This window comes from Nocardioides sp. InS609-2, assembly GCF_023208195.1.
Classification (GTDB): domain Bacteria; phylum Actinomycetota; class Actinomycetes; order Propionibacteriales; family Nocardioidaceae; genus Nocardioides.
On sequence record NZ_CP060034.1, the window covers coordinates 3,308,279 to 3,325,333 of the forward strand.

At 67.8% G+C, this 17,055-nt stretch carries 15 protein-coding genes; all 15 read left to right on the forward strand.

Going from position 1 to position 17,055, the window contains the following annotated elements; all coding sequences use genetic code 11:
• The first annotated feature begins 8 nt into the window (after positions 1-8).
• The 15 genes from H4Q84_RS17125 (at position 9) to H4Q84_RS17195 (ending at position 16,888) form a co-directional block, all read left to right on the forward strand.
• Complete coding sequence (locus tag H4Q84_RS17125) at positions 9-992, forward strand: ABC transporter substrate-binding protein (RefSeq protein WP_248580287.1); 984 nt, start codon at positions 9-11, stop codon at positions 990-992.
• A 229-nt stretch (positions 993-1,221) separates the two neighbouring features.
• Complete coding sequence (locus H4Q84_RS17130) at positions 1,222-3,759, forward strand: FAD-dependent oxidoreductase (protein ID WP_248580288.1); 2,538 nt, start codon at positions 1,222-1,224, stop codon at positions 3,757-3,759.
• Positions 3,756-4,532, forward strand: coding sequence for a hypothetical protein (locus tag H4Q84_RS17135; RefSeq protein WP_248580289.1), 777 nt, complete (start codon positions 3,756-3,758; stop codon positions 4,530-4,532). Before H4Q84_RS17130 ends, H4Q84_RS17135 begins: the two co-directional genes overlap by 4 nt.
• Positions 4,529-5,512, forward strand: a complete 984-nt coding sequence (locus H4Q84_RS17140; RefSeq protein ID WP_248580290.1) for an FAD-binding protein — start codon at positions 4,529-4,531, stop codon at positions 5,510-5,512. Before H4Q84_RS17135 ends, H4Q84_RS17140 begins: the two co-directional genes overlap by 4 nt.
• A gap of 196 nt (positions 5,513-5,708) precedes the next feature.
• Positions 5,709-6,665: an ABC transporter ATP-binding protein gene (locus tag H4Q84_RS17145; RefSeq protein WP_248580291.1), complete on the forward strand. Its 957-nt coding sequence runs from the start codon at positions 5,709-5,711 to the stop codon at positions 6,663-6,665.
• 7 nt (positions 6,666-6,672) lie between these two features.
• Positions 6,673-7,458 carry an ABC transporter permease gene (locus H4Q84_RS17150; RefSeq protein WP_248580292.1) on the forward strand — a complete coding sequence of 262 codons (786 nt, stop codon included), beginning with the start codon at positions 6,673-6,675 and terminating at the stop codon, positions 7,456-7,458.
• 4 nt (positions 7,459-7,462) lie between these two features.
• Positions 7,463-8,290, forward strand: a complete 828-nt coding sequence (locus tag H4Q84_RS17155) for an ABC transporter permease (RefSeq protein WP_248580293.1) — start codon at positions 7,463-7,465, stop codon at positions 8,288-8,290.
• 5 nt (positions 8,291-8,295) lie between these two features.
• On the forward strand, positions 8,296-9,597 hold the full coding sequence (locus H4Q84_RS17160; RefSeq protein ID WP_248583674.1) for an MCE family protein: 1,302 nt from the start codon (positions 8,296-8,298) through the stop codon (positions 9,595-9,597).
• Positions 9,597-10,631, forward strand: coding sequence for an MCE family protein (locus H4Q84_RS17165; RefSeq protein ID WP_248580294.1), 1,035 nt, complete (start codon positions 9,597-9,599; stop codon positions 10,629-10,631). Before H4Q84_RS17160 ends, H4Q84_RS17165 begins: the two co-directional genes overlap by 1 nt.
• Entirely contained in the window at positions 10,628-11,590 is a 963-nt protein-coding gene (locus tag H4Q84_RS17170) for an MCE family protein (RefSeq protein WP_248580295.1), read from the forward strand. The genes H4Q84_RS17165 and H4Q84_RS17170 overlap by 4 nt, the downstream gene beginning before the upstream one ends.
• A gap of 1 nt (position 11,591) precedes the next feature.
• Complete coding sequence (locus H4Q84_RS17175) at positions 11,592-12,725, forward strand: MCE family protein (protein WP_248580296.1); 1,134 nt, start codon at positions 11,592-11,594, stop codon at positions 12,723-12,725.
• On the forward strand, positions 12,722-14,167 hold the full coding sequence (locus H4Q84_RS17180) for an MCE family protein (RefSeq protein WP_248580297.1): 1,446 nt from the start codon (positions 12,722-12,724) through the stop codon (positions 14,165-14,167). The genes H4Q84_RS17175 and H4Q84_RS17180 overlap by 4 nt, the downstream gene beginning before the upstream one ends.
• Positions 14,164-15,450, forward strand: coding sequence for an MlaD family protein (locus H4Q84_RS17185; protein WP_248580298.1), 1,287 nt, complete (start codon positions 14,164-14,166; stop codon positions 15,448-15,450). The genes H4Q84_RS17180 and H4Q84_RS17185 overlap by 4 nt, the downstream gene beginning before the upstream one ends.
• The gene (locus H4Q84_RS17190; RefSeq protein WP_248580299.1) at positions 15,414-16,052 is read left to right on the forward strand and encodes a hypothetical protein; all 639 of its coding nucleotides are present in this window, start codon (positions 15,414-15,416) and stop codon (positions 16,050-16,052) included. Before H4Q84_RS17185 ends, H4Q84_RS17190 begins: the two co-directional genes overlap by 37 nt.
• Positions 16,049-16,888 (forward strand): DnaJ domain-containing protein, encoded by an 840-nt coding sequence (locus H4Q84_RS17195; protein WP_248580300.1) that lies wholly within the window; start codon positions 16,049-16,051, stop codon positions 16,886-16,888. Before H4Q84_RS17190 ends, H4Q84_RS17195 begins: the two co-directional genes overlap by 4 nt.
• Positions 16,889-17,055 lie beyond the last annotated feature (167 nt).

Here is a 17,055-nt window from a genome sequence, read left to right on the forward strand (position 1 = left end):
AGAAGAAATTGCGACACTCAAAGAAACGGGCCGGGGGCCTCCTCTCGGTTGCGGCGTGCGTGGCGCTTGCGCTCGCGGGCTGTGGCGGGAGCACGATCGACGACGAGACGTCGGCCAACAAGAGCCAGGCGGCGGAGACCGGTGACTGTGGCGAGCTGAACCTGGCGGTCAATCCATGGGTCGGCTTCGAGGCCGACGCCTACGTCGTGGGCCAGATCGCGCAGGAGCAGCTCGGCTGCAAGGTCAACTACAAGAACCTCAAGGAGGACGTCTCCTGGCAGGGGTTCGGGACCGGCGAGGTCGACGTGGTCATGGAGGACTGGGGCCACCCAGACCTGGAGAAGAAGTTCATGGAATCCGGTGACGGTAGTGCCACCGACATGGGACCGACGGGCAACGTAGGAATCATCGGCTGGTACGTCCCGCCGTGGCTCGCGGACAAGTACCCCGACATCCTCGACTACAAGAACCTCAACAAGTACGCCGACCAGTTCGCCACATCCGAGTCGGGCGGCAAGGGCCAGTTCCTCGGGGCCGACCCGTCGTACGTCCAGTTCGACGAGGCGATCGTCAGCAACCTCGACCTCGACTTCAAGGTCGTCTTCTCCGGCAGCGAGGCAGCCAGCATCACGGCCTTCCAGCAGGCGGAGAAGAACAAGGAGTTCCTGATCGGCTACTTCTACGCGCCGCAGTGGCTGTTCGCCGACCTCCCGCTGGCGCAAGTCAAGCTTCCTCCCTACGAGGAGGGGTGCCAGGACGACCCGGCCAAGGTGTCCTGTGACTACCCAGAGACCGTGCTGAAGAAGGTCGTCTCCACCGAGTGGATGGATGAGGGTTCGGCGGCCGTCGACCTGGTCAAGGGCTTCGAGTGGACCAACGACGACCAGAACCTCGTGGCGAAGTACATCTCCGAGGACGGCATGGAGCCCGCGGACGCCGCCGCGAAGTGGGTCGAGGAGAACCCGGACAAGGTCGACGCCTGGATGTCCTGATCGCGACTGGTCCTTGGCCCGGACGGGATGCCCTGGCCGGGCCAACGCCACTCCTGAAGGCCCTGGTGATCCTGGTCGCCGGGCCGTTCATGCTGATCCTGAGCGGCCCGTGCCTGCGCAACTGCGTGCGCGTCCCCGGTCTCCTTGACAGTGGCCGGGGACGTCGGCGTACATTTGAGTTGTTTCATATAGCGCAACGTGTTGCGCATCACGCAACAGGAGGCAAGCCATGGCCCAGGTCCCCACCACCGCAGATGTCGTCGTCATCGGCGCCGGCATCGTCGGCAACAGCCTCGTCGACCACCTCACCCGGCTGGGGTGGAAGAACGTCGTCCAGATCGACAAGGGGCCGCTGCCCAACCCGGGTGGGTCCACCGGGCACGCCTCCAACTTCATCTTCACCGTCGACCACTCCCGCGAGATCACCGACCTGACCCTCGACTCGGTGCGGCAGTACCAGGAGATGGGTGTGTTCACCCAGTCGGGCGGCTTCGAGATCGCCCGGACCGAGGAGCGCATGGAGGAGCTGCGCCGGCGCATGTCGAGCGCGAAGGCGTGGGGCATCGAGTCCGAGCTGGTCACTCCTGCGTTCGTCAAGGAGAAGGTGCCGTTCATCGAGGCCGACCAGTTCATCGGCGCCTTCTGGACCCCAGGCGTCGGCGTGGTCGACTCGCTGCGCGCCGGCACGATCATGCGTGAGCGGGCGCTGGCGACCGGCGAGCTGACCGTCGTACCCACCGTCGAGGTCGTCGGCCTCGACACCGAGGACGGCCCGCACGCACAGCGCCGCATCACCCGGGTGCGTACGACGGGCGGCGACATCGAGGCCGGCACCGTCGTCATCGCGGCCGGCGTCTGGAGCCCCAAGCTCGGCGACATGGCCGGCATCAGCATCCCGCTGACCCCCGCCGTGCACCAGATGATCAGCGTCGGCCCGTGCCCGCAGCTGGCCGGAGAACACGGAGAGATCACCGGCGAGATCAATTTTCCGATCGTCCGCGACATGGACACGTTCTGCTACGAGCGCCAGCACGGCGCCGACATGGAAGTCGGCTCCTACGCCCACCGCGCGATCCTGCACGAGCCCGAGGACATCCCCTCGATCGAGCAGGCCAGGCTCTCCCCGACCGAGATGCCGTTCACCGAGGACGACTTCGACCCGCAGCTCGAGCAGGCCTACGAGCTGATGCCCGAGTTGCTCGGCGCCGAGGGTGCGGAGATGCGCTACGCCATCAACGGCCTGCTGTCGCTGACCTGTGACGGCAACCCGATCCTCGGCGAGAGCCCGGTCAAGGGACTGTGGACCGCGGCCGCTGTCTGGATCAAGGAAGGACCGGGCGTCGGCCGGGCCGTCGCCGAGTGGATGACGCACGGCCACTCCGAGATCGACGTGCACCACAGCGACATCGCCCGGTTCCACCCGCACCAGATGCGTCGCGAGCACACCCGCCTGCGCACCACCGAGTCGTTCATCAAGACCTACGGCATCGTCCACCCGGCCGAGCAGTACGAGTCGGACCGAGACCAGCGCCTCGCCCCGATGCACGCGTCCCAGCAGAAGCTCGGCGCGGTGTTCTTCGAGACGGCGGGCTGGGAGCGGCCGCACTGGTACGAGTCCAATGCCGGGTTGCTGGAGCAGTACGGCGACGCCGTCATGCCGCGCGGGCACGAGTGGGACTCGCGCTGGTGGAGCCCGATCATCAACGCCGAGCACCTGCGCATGCGCGAGGCAGCGGCCGTGATCGACCTGAGCGCCTTCCAGATCCTCGACATCACCGGGCCGGGCGCGCTCGACACGGTGCAGCGCACCTGCGTGGCCCAGTGCGACGTGGCGGTGGGCAAGGTCATCTACACCCCGGTGCTCGACGCGAAGGGCGGGTTCCTGTCCGATCTCACCGTGATGCGGCTCGGCGACGACCACTTCCGCGTCGTCACCGGTGGCGCGCACGGGATGGCCGACCGCAAGACGTTCTCCGACCAGCTGCCGGCGGACGGAGAAACGACCTTGTCCGACGTGACCAACGACGTCTCCACGATCGGCATCTGGGGTCCCCGAGCGCGCGACATCCTCTCGGCGCTCACCGCCGACGACGTCTCCGACGCCGGCTTCGGGTTCCTGTCTTGCCGCGAGATCCAGGTCAAGGGCGAGGCCGTCCTGGCATCCCGAATCTCCTACGTCGGCGAGCTGGGCTGGGAGCTGTACGTGCCGATGGACTCGGCCGCCGACGTGTGGGAGGTGCTGCTCGAAGCGGGAGCCCCGCATGGTGCCGTGCCGGCCGGCATCGGCGTCTACGGCACGACCGGCCGGATCGAGAAGGGCTACCGCGCCTACGGGTTCGAGCTCGACGGTGAGCGGACGATCATCGAGGCCGGGATGCAGCGGCCTAAGGTGAAGCAGGCGGACTTCGTCGGCAAGGAGGCCTACCTCGCGCAGCGCGAGCGGGAGCCCGCCACGGTGCTCTGCACCCTCACCGTCGACGACCACACCTCGGCCGACGGCACCATGCGCTACATGCTCGGTGGCGAGCCGGTCCTGACCCGGGACGGCGGGGTTCTCACCGACGGCCACGGCCACCACCCCTACGTCACCTCGGCAGGGTCGGCGCCCACGCTGGGCAAGCACGTGCTGCTCGCCTACCTGCCCGCGGACCAGGCGGTCCTCGGCAACCAGCTGGCGGTGTCGTACATGGAGGAGCTCTACCCCGTGACCGTCGGCTCGGTCGACGCCACGCCCCTGCTCGACCCGACCAATGAGCGGATCCGATGATGGTGTCGGTCCTCGTCTGCGTGAAGCGGGTCCCCGACTCGACCAGCGAGGTCGTGCTGACCGACGACGGGCAGTCCGTCGACGGCCGCTTCGCCGGCTTCACGATGAGCGCCCACGAGCAGTGCGCCGTCGAGCTCGCCGTACAGGTGGCGTCGGCCGATGCGGGGGAGGCGACCGTCCTCACGCTCGGTGACGCGGACGCGACCGAGCAACTGCGCTCGGCGCTGGCCGTCGGCTGTACGTCGGCCACCCATGTCGTGGCCGATTCGCAGGGTTTCGGCCCGGCCGACGTGGCCCGCGAGATAGCGGCGGTCGTGCGCGACCACGAGGCCGCTGGCCGCACGCACGACCTCGTGCTCCTCGGCAACGACGCCGCCGACAGCGGCGACTTCCAGGTCGGCATCCGGCTGGCCTACGAGCTGGGCCGGCCCGTCGTCAACGGGGTCACGAACGTGTCGGTGGCCGACGGAGTCGTGACGGCGAGCGGCGCCGGGCCCGACGGGCACGAGACCTACCGCGTGCCGCTGCCGGCCGTGGTCACGGTGCTCGAGGGCGGCGTGGAGCCGAGGTACCCCACCGTCCCCGGGCGCATGAAGGCGAAGAAGGTCCCGATCGAGGAGCGCACCCCCTCGGCCGAGCCGTCCGGCCCCCGGCGTGTCCGGCTGTCCTTGCCACCGCCGGCGCCGAGCGACGTACAGATCCTCGGCAAGGGTCCAGACGCCGCGCCCGTCGTGGTCGATCTCCTCGAGCGGCTGGGGGTGCTGGCCCGATGATCCTCGTGCTGGTCGAGAAGGATCTCTCCGGCGCTCCCGTCGAGGTGTCGCTGGAGGCGCTCACGTTCGCCCGTTCGCTCGCAGGCGCCGGGGGCGGGGTGCCGATCGACGCGGTCGTCGTCGGCGAGATGTCCCCCGACCTGCAGGCGCAGCTCGCGGCGTACGGCGTCCGTGACGTGCACCTGTTGTCCGGCGAGGCCTTCGCCACGTTCTCGGGCGCAGCGTGGGCGTCCGGGATCGAGACCGTGCTCACAGCGACCCGCTCGGTCGTGGTGACGGCGGCCGGGACCCCACGCGGCGGTGAGGTGCTCGCGCACCTGGCGGCGCGCGCCGGAGTTGCGATGGCCGCCAACGTGCTGTCGTTCGGTGGGCTGTCGCCGTTCGTGGTCACCCGGCAGGTGGTCGGTGGACAGGTGCTGGAGGAGATGCAGCTGTCCGAACGCCCGACGGTGTTCACGATCGCCGGTCACGCGGTGGAAGCCGTGCCGGCCGAGACCGCGGCCGCGGCGACCCCGGTCGAGCACATCCCGGACGTGGCTGATGCCGACCTGGTGGCCCGGGTGGTCTCCTTCGAGGAGCCCGAGCCGGACCTGTCCGGTGGCCTCAAGTCAGCGCGCGTCGTGGTCGGTGCCGGACGTGGCGCAGGCAGCGCCGCCGGCTTCGACGACCTGCTCGACCTGGCCGACCTGCTCGACGCGTCCCTGGGCGTCTCGCGGGTGGTCACCTCGCTGGGCTGGCGGCCGCACCACGAGCAGGTAGGGCAGACGGGCAGCCGGATCTCGCCCGACCTCTACATCCCGTGCGGCATCAGCGGCGCGATCCAGCACTGGGCCGGGTGCAGCAGTGCGAAGAACATCCTGGCGATCAACTCCGACCCCGACGCACCCATGGTCACCAAGGCGACCTACGCGGTGATCGGTGACCTCCACGAGATCGTGCCGGCCGTCAACGCGGAGATCCGGCGGCGGCGCGCCGGCTGACCGGAGCAAAAGAGCTACTTTCGAGTAGAACCTCTGTTTCGTGGAGTGCCGCAGTGTGTCGTAAGCAACACCGGGAGCCTGATCCCGCGTAACCTCGCGGCGACACCCACGTTGACTCGGCAAGGGATCGGCGTGGGTGCGCTGTGCCACGGCAGCGTCGTACGCCGACGCTCGAGTCGAGAGGGAGTTTGACGCCATGGGCGTTGAGATCAAGGTCGACGGCCTCACGAAGTCGTTCGGCAAGCAGCTCATCTGGGGCGACGTCACGCTGAACATCCCCGCGGGCGAGGTCTCGGTCATGCTCGGCCCCTCCGGCACCGGGAAGTCGGTGTTCCTGAAGACCCTGATCGGCCTGCTCAAGCCCGACAAGGGCTCCATCCTCATCGAGGGCACCGACATCGCGAGCTGCCCCGAGAAGGAGCTCTACGAGATCCGCAAGCTGTTCGGCGTGCTCTTCCAGGACGGCGCCATGTTCGGCTCGATGAACCTTTACGACAACGTCGCCTTCCCGCTGCGTGAGCACACCCGCAAGTCGGAGTCCGAGGTCCGCGACGTAGTCATGGAGAAGATGGACCTCGTCGGCCTGCTCGGCGCCGAGGACAAGCTGCCCGGCGAGATCTCGGGCGGCATGCGCAAGCGCGCCGGCCTGGCCCGGGCCCTGGTGCTGGACCCCGAGATCCTGCTGATCGACGAGCCCGACTCCGGCCTCGACCCGGTGCGCACGTCGTTCATCAACCAACTGTTCATCGACCTCAACGCGCAGATCGACGCGACGTTCCTGATCGTCACCCACGACATCAACACCGCCCGTACGGTGCCCGACAACATCGGCCTGCTCTACCACAAGCACCTGGCCATGTTCGGCCCGCGCGAGATGCTGCTGTCGTCGGAGGAGCCGGTCGTCCGCCAGTTCCTCAACGCCCAGACGGTCGGCCCGATCGGCATGTCCGAGGAGAAGGACGCCGACGAGCTAGAAGCCGAGAAGGGCTTCGAGATGCCGCCGCTCCCGCCGATCCCGATGCAGCTCGAGCCGTCCAACGGCATCCCGCGGCGCAGCCAGCGTGAGCCCGGCGGGTGGTGCCGCGACAACAACGTGACGCCCCCTCCCGGCTCGTTCGAGAGCACCAACGCCGGCCTGACGGCGGGGGCCTGATCCACACATGTCCTCCATGACCTCCTCGCGCGTCCTTGCGCCCATCGGGACCGCCGGCAAGCTGTTCGCCTTCGGTCTCGACGTCGGCCGCGGACTCTTCAGGCGGCCCTTCCAGCTGCGCGAGTTCCTCCAGCAGGCGTGGTTCATCGCGTCGGTGACGATCGTCCCGACCGCCCTGGTGGCAATCCCGTTCGGTGCGGTCATCGCGCTCCAGGTCGGCGGCCTGATCAAGCAGTTCGGCGCGCAGTCGTTCACCGGCTCCGCGGCCGTGCTCGCCGTCGTACGCGAGGCGGGACCGATCGCCACCTCGCTCCTGATCGCCGGCGCGGGCGGCTCGGCCATCGCCGCCGACCTCGGCGCCCGCAAGATCCGCGAAGAGCTCGACGCGATGATGGTGCTCGGCATCGACCCCATCCAGCGCCTGGTCGTGCCCCGCGTGCTGGCCTGCATGCTCGTCGCGTTCTTCCTCAACGGCCTCGTGAGTGTCGTCGGTGTCGCCGGTGGCTACGTCTTCAACGTCGTGCTGCAAGACGGCACGCCAGGGGCCTATTTAGCGAGCTTCACCGCGCTCGCACAGCTACCCGACCTCTGGCAGGGCATGGCCAAGGCACTGGTCTTCGGTCTCATCGCGGCCATCGTCGCGTCGTACAAGGGCATGAACGCCGCAGGTGGCCCGAAGGGCGTCGGCGACGCCGTGAACGAGTCCGTGGTCATCAGCTTCATGCTGCTGTTCGTCGTCAACTTCGTGATGAGCGCGATCTACCTCCAGCTCGTTCCACCGAAGACGGGTTGACGCGATGGCCTCGTTGAAGTCCGTCTATGAGCGCCCCATCCAGATGGTCGACACCCTGGGTGGCCAGCTGGCGTTCTACATCCGTGCCCTGGCGTGGACCCCGCGCACGATCACCCGCTACAAGAAGGAGATCCTGCGCATCCTGGCCGAGGTCACCCTGGGGTCGGGGTCGCTCGCGGTCATCGGCGGCACCGTCGGTGTCATCACCGCGATGTGCTTCTTCACCGGCACCGAGGTCGGGCTGCAGGGCTACGCCGCCCTCAACCAGATCGGCACCGCCGCCTTCTCCGGCTTCCTCTCCGCCTACTTCAACACCCGCGAGATCGCGCCCCTGGTCGCCGGCATCGCCCTGGCCGCCACCGTGGGCTGTGGCTTCACCGCCCAGCTCGGCGCCATGCGCATCTCCGAGGAGGTCGACGCCCTCGAGGTGATGGCCATCCCGTCGCTGCCGTTCCTGGTGACCACCCGCATCATCGGTGGCCTGATCGCGATCATCCCCCTGTATGTCGTCGGCCTGCTGTCGTCGTACTTCGCGACCCGGCTGACGCTCACAAAGTTCTTCGGGCAGAGCGCAGGCACCTACGACCACTACTTCAACCAGTTCCTGCCGCCCGGTGACGTGCTGTGGTCGTTCGGCAAGGTGCTGGTGTTCGCGGTGACGGTCATCCTGATCCACTGCTACCACGGCTACACCGCCTCCGGCGGCCCTGCCGGCGTGGGTCTGGCCGTGGGCCGCGCGGTGCGCACGAGCATCGTCGCGATCAACGTGATCGACCTGTTCCTGTCGATGGCCATCTGGGGCACCACCACGACCGTGCGACTGGCCGGGTGACGACCATGAACCCGTTGCGCAACCACAAGGTGCTCGGCATCGTCTTCCTGTGCCTGCTGCTGGCCAGCGTGTGGCTGACCACCTCGATCTTCAACAAGAAGTTCACCGACTACGACGAGGTCTACCTCCAGACCTCCAAGATCGGCCTGCAGATGCCGTCCCGGGCCGACGTCAAGATCCGCGGCGTCCAGGTGGGCGAGGTGCTCGATTACGACGTCACCGACGACGGTGCCCGCCTCACCCTCGGCATCTACCCCGACCAACGCGACACCATCCCTGCCAACGTGTCCGGCTCGATCGTGCCCAAGACGCTGTTCGGCGAGAAGTACGTCTCCCTGATCGTGCCCGACCAGCCCAACGGCACCATCAAGGTCGACCAGACGATCCCGCGGACCCACGTCTCCACCGAGGTCGAGGAGGTGCTCTCCGACCTGTACCCGTTGCTGCGTGCGGTGCAGCCGGCCGAGATCAACACCACCCTCAACGCACTGGCGACCGCGCTCGAGGGCCGTGGTGATCAGCTCGGCGAGAACCTCGAGACCGTCGACCTCTACCTCAAGCGGATGAACCCGCAGATCCCGGCGCTGGTCGACGACCTCAAGCTGACCGTCGATGTGGCCGACACCTACAGCGACGTGCTGCCGCAGGTTGCGAGGATCCTGCGCGACACCATCAAGACCACCGGCACGCTCGAGGGTCGCGAGGTCAAGCTGAACGCGCTCTTCAAGGACGTCGGCGCCTTCTCCGACACCGCGCGCACGTTCCTCGACGAGAACGGCGACAACATCATCCGCCTCGGCCAGGTCAGCGAGCAGCAGCTGACGGTGCTGGCGAAGTACGCGCCGGAGTACCCCTGCCTCCTCGACGGCATGGTGCGTGCCGGAAAGCTGCAGGCGGCGGCCTTCCGCGACTTCACCCTCCACATCAACCTGGAGCTGCTGCCCCACCAGCCGCGCGGCTACACCGCCGCGGACAAGCCCCGGTACGGCGCCAGGAACGGCCCCTACTGCGGACAGCTCCCCAATCCGCCGTTCAACCAGTCCAACCCCGTGCGCAGCCAGCCCAACTTCGACGACGGCGTCGACGAGCCGACCGGAAAGGGCATCTCCCGAGTCGCGCCCGGCTACGGCCAGGCGTGGTCCGGTGGCTACGGCTACGCGGGGAGCCCCGAGGAGTCAGCAGTGCTCAAGGAACTGATGGGGCCGGCCCTCGGGTCGAGCGCCGCCGACGTGCCTGACCTCGGAGTGCTGCTCCTGGGGCCGATGGCTCGTGGCGCCGAAGTCGGTCTCGCGGAAGGCGGTCAGTGATGCCCATTCTCGACAAGCGCACTGCTGGTGACCTCACCAAGCTGCTGATCTTCATCCTGGTCACCACCGTGGCCACCGGAGTGCTCGTGGTGGTCATCGGCAACGTCTCCTTCGCCGGCAGCAAGGAGTTCAAGGCCGAGTTCACCGACGCCACCGGTGTCGTCAAGGGCGACGACGTCCGCATCGCCGGCGTCAAGGTCGGCGTCGTCAAGGACGTCGAGATCGTCGACCGCACGCGAGCACTGGTGACCTTCAAGGTCGAGAAGGACACCTCGATCACCGCGGCCACCAACGCCGCGATCCGCTACCGCAACCTCGTCGGCCAGCGCTACATCGCCCTGCGCCAGGAGGTCGGTGAGACCACCCGGCTCAAGCAGGGTGCGACGATCCCGGTGTCGAAGACTTCACCGGCGCTCGACCTGACCGTGCTGTTCAACGGCTTCAAGCCGCTCTTCCAGGCGCTGTCACCCTCCGACCTCAACAAGCTGTCGTACGAGGTCGTGCAGGTCTTCCAGGGCGAGGGGGGCACGCTCGAGGGCCTGCTCCAGCACACCGCGTCGGTCACCTCGACGCTCGCCGACCGCGACGAGGTCATCTCGGCGCTCATCGACAACCTCAACGAGGTGCTCGACCACCTCGGCGACCGTGACAAGCAGCTCTCCCAGCTGATCGTCTCGTTCCGCCAGCTCGTCGGTGGCCTCAAGAGCGACCGCCAGGCCATCCTCGGCTCCCTCGACTCGATCTCCGACCTGTCGGTGCAGACTGCCGGCCTGGTCTCCGGCATCCGCCCGCCACTCGTTGAGGACATCAAGCAGCTGCGCGCGTTCGCCGGCAACCTCGACAAGAACAAGGGCGAGATCGACCGCGCGTTGCAGGTGCTCCCGATCAAGCTCGAGAAGGTCGGCCGTACGGCGATCTACGGATCGTGGTTCAACTTCTACCTGTGCGAGTTCAAGGGCAGCATCAAGCTGCCGGCCGGCCAGGAGCTGCCCGTCCAGTACAGCACCGGATCGGACAGGTGTTCGCTGCGATGATTCCCTTCCGCGAACGCAACCCGGTGATCATCGGTGCGGCCAGCCTGGCCGTCATCGCGGCGCTGATCATGTCTGCCTTCCGCGCCGACGACCTCCCGGTCATCGGCGGCGGTGACACCTACTACGCCGCCTTCTCCGAGTCCGGTGGCCTCAAGCCCAACGACGAGGTCCGCATTGCCGGTGTCCGCGTCGGCAAGGTCAAGAGCGTCGAGCTCGACGGCGACCACGTCCAGGTCACGTTCAAGGTCGACAGCGCCGCCGAGTTCGGCGCCGACTCCCGCGCCGCCATCAAGGTCAAGACCCTGCTCGGCGCGATGTTCCTCGCCATCGAGCCCGCCGGTGGCAGCCAGCTGAAGGCGGAGTCCGAGATCCCGATCGACCGCACGACCTCGCCGTACGACGTCGTCGACGCCTTCTCGGGCCTGGCCGACACCGCCGAGGAGATCGACACCGACCAGCTCGCCGAGTCCCTCTCGACGCTGGCCGACCTGACGCGCAACACGCCCGAGGAGTTCAAGGCGGCCCTCGACGGCGTCTCGCGGCTCTCGAGCAACATCGCCGCCAAGGACACCCAGATCAACGGTCTGCTCACCAACCTCGACCGCGTCGCAACCGTCCTCGACGCACGCGACGAGGACATCATCGGCCTGATGAAGGACGCCGACGTGCTCTTCCAGGCGCTGGTGGCGAGGCGCGAGTCGGTGCACAACCTGCTGACCTCGACCTCGACGCTCTCGAAGGAGCTCACCCTGCTCGTCCAGCAGAGCCGGGCCGACCTCAAGCCCGCCCTCACCCACTTGGAGAGTGTCGTCGCGGTGCTGAACAAGAACGAGGACAACCTCGACAATAGCCTCCGCCTGATGGCGCCGTTCTACCGCGTCTTCGCCAACACGCTCGGCACCGGACCCTGGTTCGACACCTACATCCAGAACCTTCCTCCCGTCCCGGAGGTGGGCTGACATGGATGGTCTGAAGAGGTTCCTGGTCCCCGCCGTCATCGTGGCGCTGGTCGTCGCGGCCGCGCTGACGATGTTCGGCGGCGCGAAGCAGAAGACGCTGGTGGCGCACTTCCCGCGCGTCATCTCGGTCTACGAGGGCAGCGACGTGCGCGTGCTCGGCGTCTCGGTCGGCACGGTCACGGAGGTCAAGCCCGACGGCACCGACGTCGTCGTCACCATGGAGTACGACGCCGACACCAAGTTGCCCGCGGACGCCAAGGCGGCCGTCATCTCGCCCAGCATCGTGGGCGACCGCTTCGTGCAGATCACGCCCGTCTACACCGGGGGTGACGTGCTGGCCGACAACGTCGAGCTGGACGCCGAGCGCACCGCCGTACCTCTCGAGCTCGACGAGATCTACGGCAGCATCGACACCCTGACGGTGGCCCTCGGTCCGACCGGCGCCAACCGCCAGGGCGCGCTGTCCGACCTCCTCGACGTCACCGCCGAGAACTTCGGCGGGCAGGGTGCCGCGTTCAACACCACTATCAAGAACTTCGGCAAGCTCAGTGAGACCCTCGACAACAACAAGGAAGAGCTGTTCGGCAGCGCCGCGCAGCTCGAGGCCTTCATCAAGACGCTCGCCGACAACGATCAGACCGTGCGCGACTTCAACACGTCGCTCTCCCAGGTCTCCACGATGCTGGCCGGCGAGCGCCAGGAGCTGCAGGCGTCGCTGAAGAACCTCGCCGGCGCGCTGACCGAGGTGTCGTCGTTCGTGCAGGAGAATCGCGACATCCTGGGGCGCAACATCTCGGGCCTCAACCGGGTCTCCAAGGTGCTGGTCAAGCAGCGCGACGCCCTCGACGAGGTGCTCGGCACTGCTCCGCTGGCGCTCAACAACCTGGCGCTCACCTACAACCCGCAGGCCGGCACGCTCGACACCCGCGCCAACATCGGCGAGCTGATCAACCAGATCCAGACCGACCCCGCGACCCTGCTCTGCGGGCTCACCGGTCAGGCCGACAAGAGCGGCAAGGTCTGTGACCTGATCAAGGACGCGCTGCCGCGGTCTGCCGCGCTAGGTGGTGGGGTCAAGGGACCGCAGCCGCTGAGCGACCCCACCCTCGGCGGACTCGTGGAGGTGAAGCCATGAGCATTCGACCGGTCAAGGCCCTACTGCTGCTGCTGGCCCTGGTGCTCACCACCTCGGCGTGCGAATTCGACGTCTACAAGCTGCCGTTGCCCGGCGGACCCGACGTCGGCGACAACCCGATCTCCGTCACCGTGAAGTTCGCCGACGTGCTCGACCTGGTGCCGCAGTCGACGGTCAAGGTCAACGACGTCAGCGTCGGCAAGGTCACCGACATCAAGCTCGACGGATTCGTCGCCGAGGTGACGCTGAAGGTCCGCAACGACGTGAAGCTCCCCGCCAATGCCACGGCCCAGATCCGCCAGACCAGCCTGCTGGGCGAGAAGTTCGTCAGCCTCGAACCGCCTGCCACCGGTGCCAGCGCCAACCCACTGGGCAACGGCGACACCATCCCGCTCGACCGCACCGGCCGCAACCCGGAGGTCGAGGAGGTGCTCGGCGCGCTGAGCCTGATCCTCAACGGCGGCGGCGTCGCCCAGCTGAAGACCATCACCTCCGAGCTCAACAATGCGCTCGAGGGACGCGAGGGCTCGGCCAAGTCGGTGCTGACGCAGGTCCGCACCCTGGTCACCCAGCTCGACGACAACAAGATCGACATCCTCAACGCCATCGAGAGCCTCAACCGACTGGCCCTCTCGGTGCAGAGGGAACAGCCGACCATCGACGCCGCGCTCGAGGAGCTACCGTCGGCGCTGAACTCGATCGACAAGCAGCGGGCCGACCTGGTCAAGATGCTGCAGGCGCTCGACGAGCTCAGCTCCGTGGGCGTGAAGGTCATCTCCGAGTCGAAGGCGTCGACCATCAACGCCCTCGAGCAGCTGACGCCGGTGCTGTCGCAGTTCGCCGCGTCGGGCGACAACTTCGCTAACGCGTTCAACGTGTTCCTGACCTACCCGTTCGTAGACGAGGTCGTCGGCCGCGACCCGCAGGTCGCCCGCAACCTCCACATGGGCGACTACACGAATCTGGCGATCCAGCTCGATCTCGAGCTGCCGAAGATCGGCGACCCGCCCACCCTGCCGACCAACCTGCCGACGATCATCGACCCGACGATCGTCATCGACAACGTGCTCGAGTGCATCAAGAGCGGCAGCCTGAGCAGCCCCGCGTGCCAGAAGGTGCTCAGCAACCTGAAGGACCTGCTGAAGCTGCGCGAGGAGTGCCAGAAGCCAGAGAACAGGGACAAGGACGTGTGCAAGGAGCTCAACCAGGTCCTGCCCACCGATGCTCCGGTCCCGACCGTGCTGCCGACCACCCTGCCGCCCGGCCCCACGGGCCTGCCGAGCTTGCCGGGCCTGCCCGGTCTCGGGCGTGCGCCTGCAGGCAAGGAACGCCCGGCCGGCGCCGGGCCGACGTTCGGTGAGCTGATGGAGATGTACGACCCGTCGCTGGTGCGCCTGCTCGTGCCGGCTATGACGTCGACCGGAAAGGCGGGGAAGCGATGATCTCGCGCCGTACCAAGATCCAGCTCGTCATCTTCGTCGTCATCACGTTGCTCGGCGTCACCTTCGTCGGGGCGCGCTATGCCCGCCTCGACCGGGTCTTCTACGACGACACCTACACCGTGGTAGCGCACTTCCCCGACTCCGGCGGCGCGTTCGCCGGGGCCGAGGTCTCCTACCGCGGTGTCCGGGTCGGCCAGGTCTCCAAGATGGTGCTGACCAAGCAGGGTGTCGACATCCACCTCTCCATCGACAAGGACTTCGACCGCATCCCGGCCGACACCGAGGCGCTCGTGGGCAACCGGTCGGCCGTGGGGGAGCAGTACGTCGAGCTGCAGCCCAAGGTCGACGGCAAGCCGTTCCTCTCGGACAAGTCCGAGATCGCGCTGGCCGACACGGCCATCCCGATCGCCACCGACACTCTCCTGACCGACATCACCAACACCGTCGAGAGCGTCGACAAGGAGTCGCTGCAGACGGTCGTCACCGAGTTCGGCACCGCCTTCGGTGGCACCGGCCAGGACCTCCAGACGATCATCGACTCAGGCGGCGCGTTCATCGAGGCCGCCAACGAGAACTTCGATGTCACGACCGCGCTGATCCGTGACAGCAACACCGTGCTCAAGGGCCAGATCGCCTCCGAGAGCGCGATCCGGTCGTTCGCCAAGGACCTCTCACTCTTCAGCGGCGCGCTCGCCGGCTCCGACAAGGATCTGCGCGCGGTGATCGACAACGGCAGCGCCACCGCCAACCAGCTGCGCACCTTCCTCGAGGAGAACCGCGTCGACCTGGCCGAGCTGATCAACAACCTGGTCACCACCGGCGAGGTCGTCGTCAAGCACCTCGACGGCGTCGAGCAGCTCCTGGTGGTCTACCCGTACGTCGTCGAGGGTGGCTTCACGGTCGTGTCTCGCGACGCCAACACCGGCAACTACGACGCACACTTCGGCATGGTGCTCACCGACAAGCCGGCGGTCTGCCACAAGGGCTACGAGGGCACCGACCGGCGCCCGCCCCAGGACGGCGAGAACCGGGCCATGAACACGGACGCGCACTGCGCCGAGCCGGCCACCCAGTCCAACGCCCGTGGTGCCCAGAACGCCCCGCGGGCCGGGGCCTCCTACCGCGCACCTGCGATGGCGGCCTACGACCCGCAAACGGGTCATCTCACGTGGGGCGAGCAGACAGCCAGCCGGTTGCAGTCCACCGGTAACGTGGCTCCGCAGTCATTCGGAGAGGAGTCGTGGAAGTGGTTGTTCCTCCAGCCCCTGCTGGCTCAGGACTGACGACCCCCGCTTCCGACGACCGCCCCACGGCATCCGCGTTCCGCTGGCTGCTCGCGGGCGTCCTCGGAGTGCTGCTCGTCGTGAGCGCCGGCGTGCTCGTCTGGCTGCTGGTGCGTGGTGGTGACGCCGACGACACCCAGGCCGAGCGCGAGCAGGTGATGTCGACCGCGCAGCAGTTTGCGCTGCGCATCAACACCTACGGCCCGGACCTGCTCGACAACAAGGAGCAGATGCCCGACTACCGCACGGGCGTCAGCGAGCTGCTCACCCCCAAGTTCGCCGCCGACTTCGACAAGAACGTCTCGATCGCCGAGCAGACCGTCGTCCAGGCGGGCATTGCCCGCAAGGGCGAGGTGTTCGCGATCGGCGTGTCCGACATCGACTCCGACTCGGCCCAGGCGCTGGTCGCCGGCCGCATCGATCAGTCGCTGGCCAAGGGCGACGACCGGGTCGACTCCGACCCGGTCCCGTTCCGCTACGTCGTCGACCTGGTGCGCATCGACGGCGAATGGCTCGTCGACGACTGGGACACCGCCAGCCGCGCCGGTCAGGAGCCCGGGTCCGGGCAGCCGGCCGACCCGGGGACGGGAGCCACGCCGTGAGCGACAACCCGACCTGGTACGACCTGCTCGGCGTCGACCGCGCGGCCCCCGTCGACGAGATCCGCGCTGCCTGGAAGTCCTCCATCGAGGGCCTCGAGCCCGGCGACCGACGCTTCGCGTCGTTGAACAAGGCCGCCGAGGTGCTGCTGGACCCCGCCCGTCGGGCGGCGTACGACGCGGAGCTGGACGGTGGCCGAGTCCTCGCACCTGCGAGCCCGGTGTTGACCGCCAGGGAGCTGTCGCGGGAGCGGACGAGGATCGAACGGGAGGTCTCGAAGGAGCAGGCGCGCCAGCGTCGGCGCGAGGAGAAGATTGCTGGCGGTGGCCAGGCCGTCACCGAGCTCTCTTCATCACCGTCGAGCATGCCGGCGTGGTTGCTCGCGGCTCTCGCTGTGGCGGTGCTGATCGTGGCCGGCGCGGCAGGCGTCGTGTTCGCGCTGAGTGGTGACGGAGACAGCGAGGAGTCCTCCGCCGCTGCGCAGACCGCGGCCGAACAGGCGATCGTGCCGATCCTGTCCTACGACTACCGCCACCTCGACCAGGACCGCGCCGCCGCCCAGTCCTACCTGACCGCCGACTACAAGTTGCAGTACGACAAGACGTTCACGCTGGTCGAGCAGAACTCCGAGGCAGTGCGGCCCGTGGTGGTGGCCAAGCTGGTCAGCAGCGGCCTCGAGCGGTCGGGCGCCGACCGGGTCAAGGTGGTCCTGTTCGTCGACCAGGAGACGACGAACAAGCAGACCACCGAGCCCGTGGTCTACCAGAACTACGTCACCGTGACGATGCAGAAGGTCGACGGGGAATGGCTCGTCGACCAGCTCGACACGCAGGGCTGACAGGCCGGGATTTCCCGATGTGCTTGACCTGACCGCGTCCGCGGTTCATCATCGTCGGCAACGCGAGACTGACGGTTGAGCGGGCAGCACCTCGGTGTCGCCCAGTTCCCGGCCGGAATCGGGGTTTGTAGAGCGCGCGCGATTGCGCTATTCTCCATAGTTGCGCC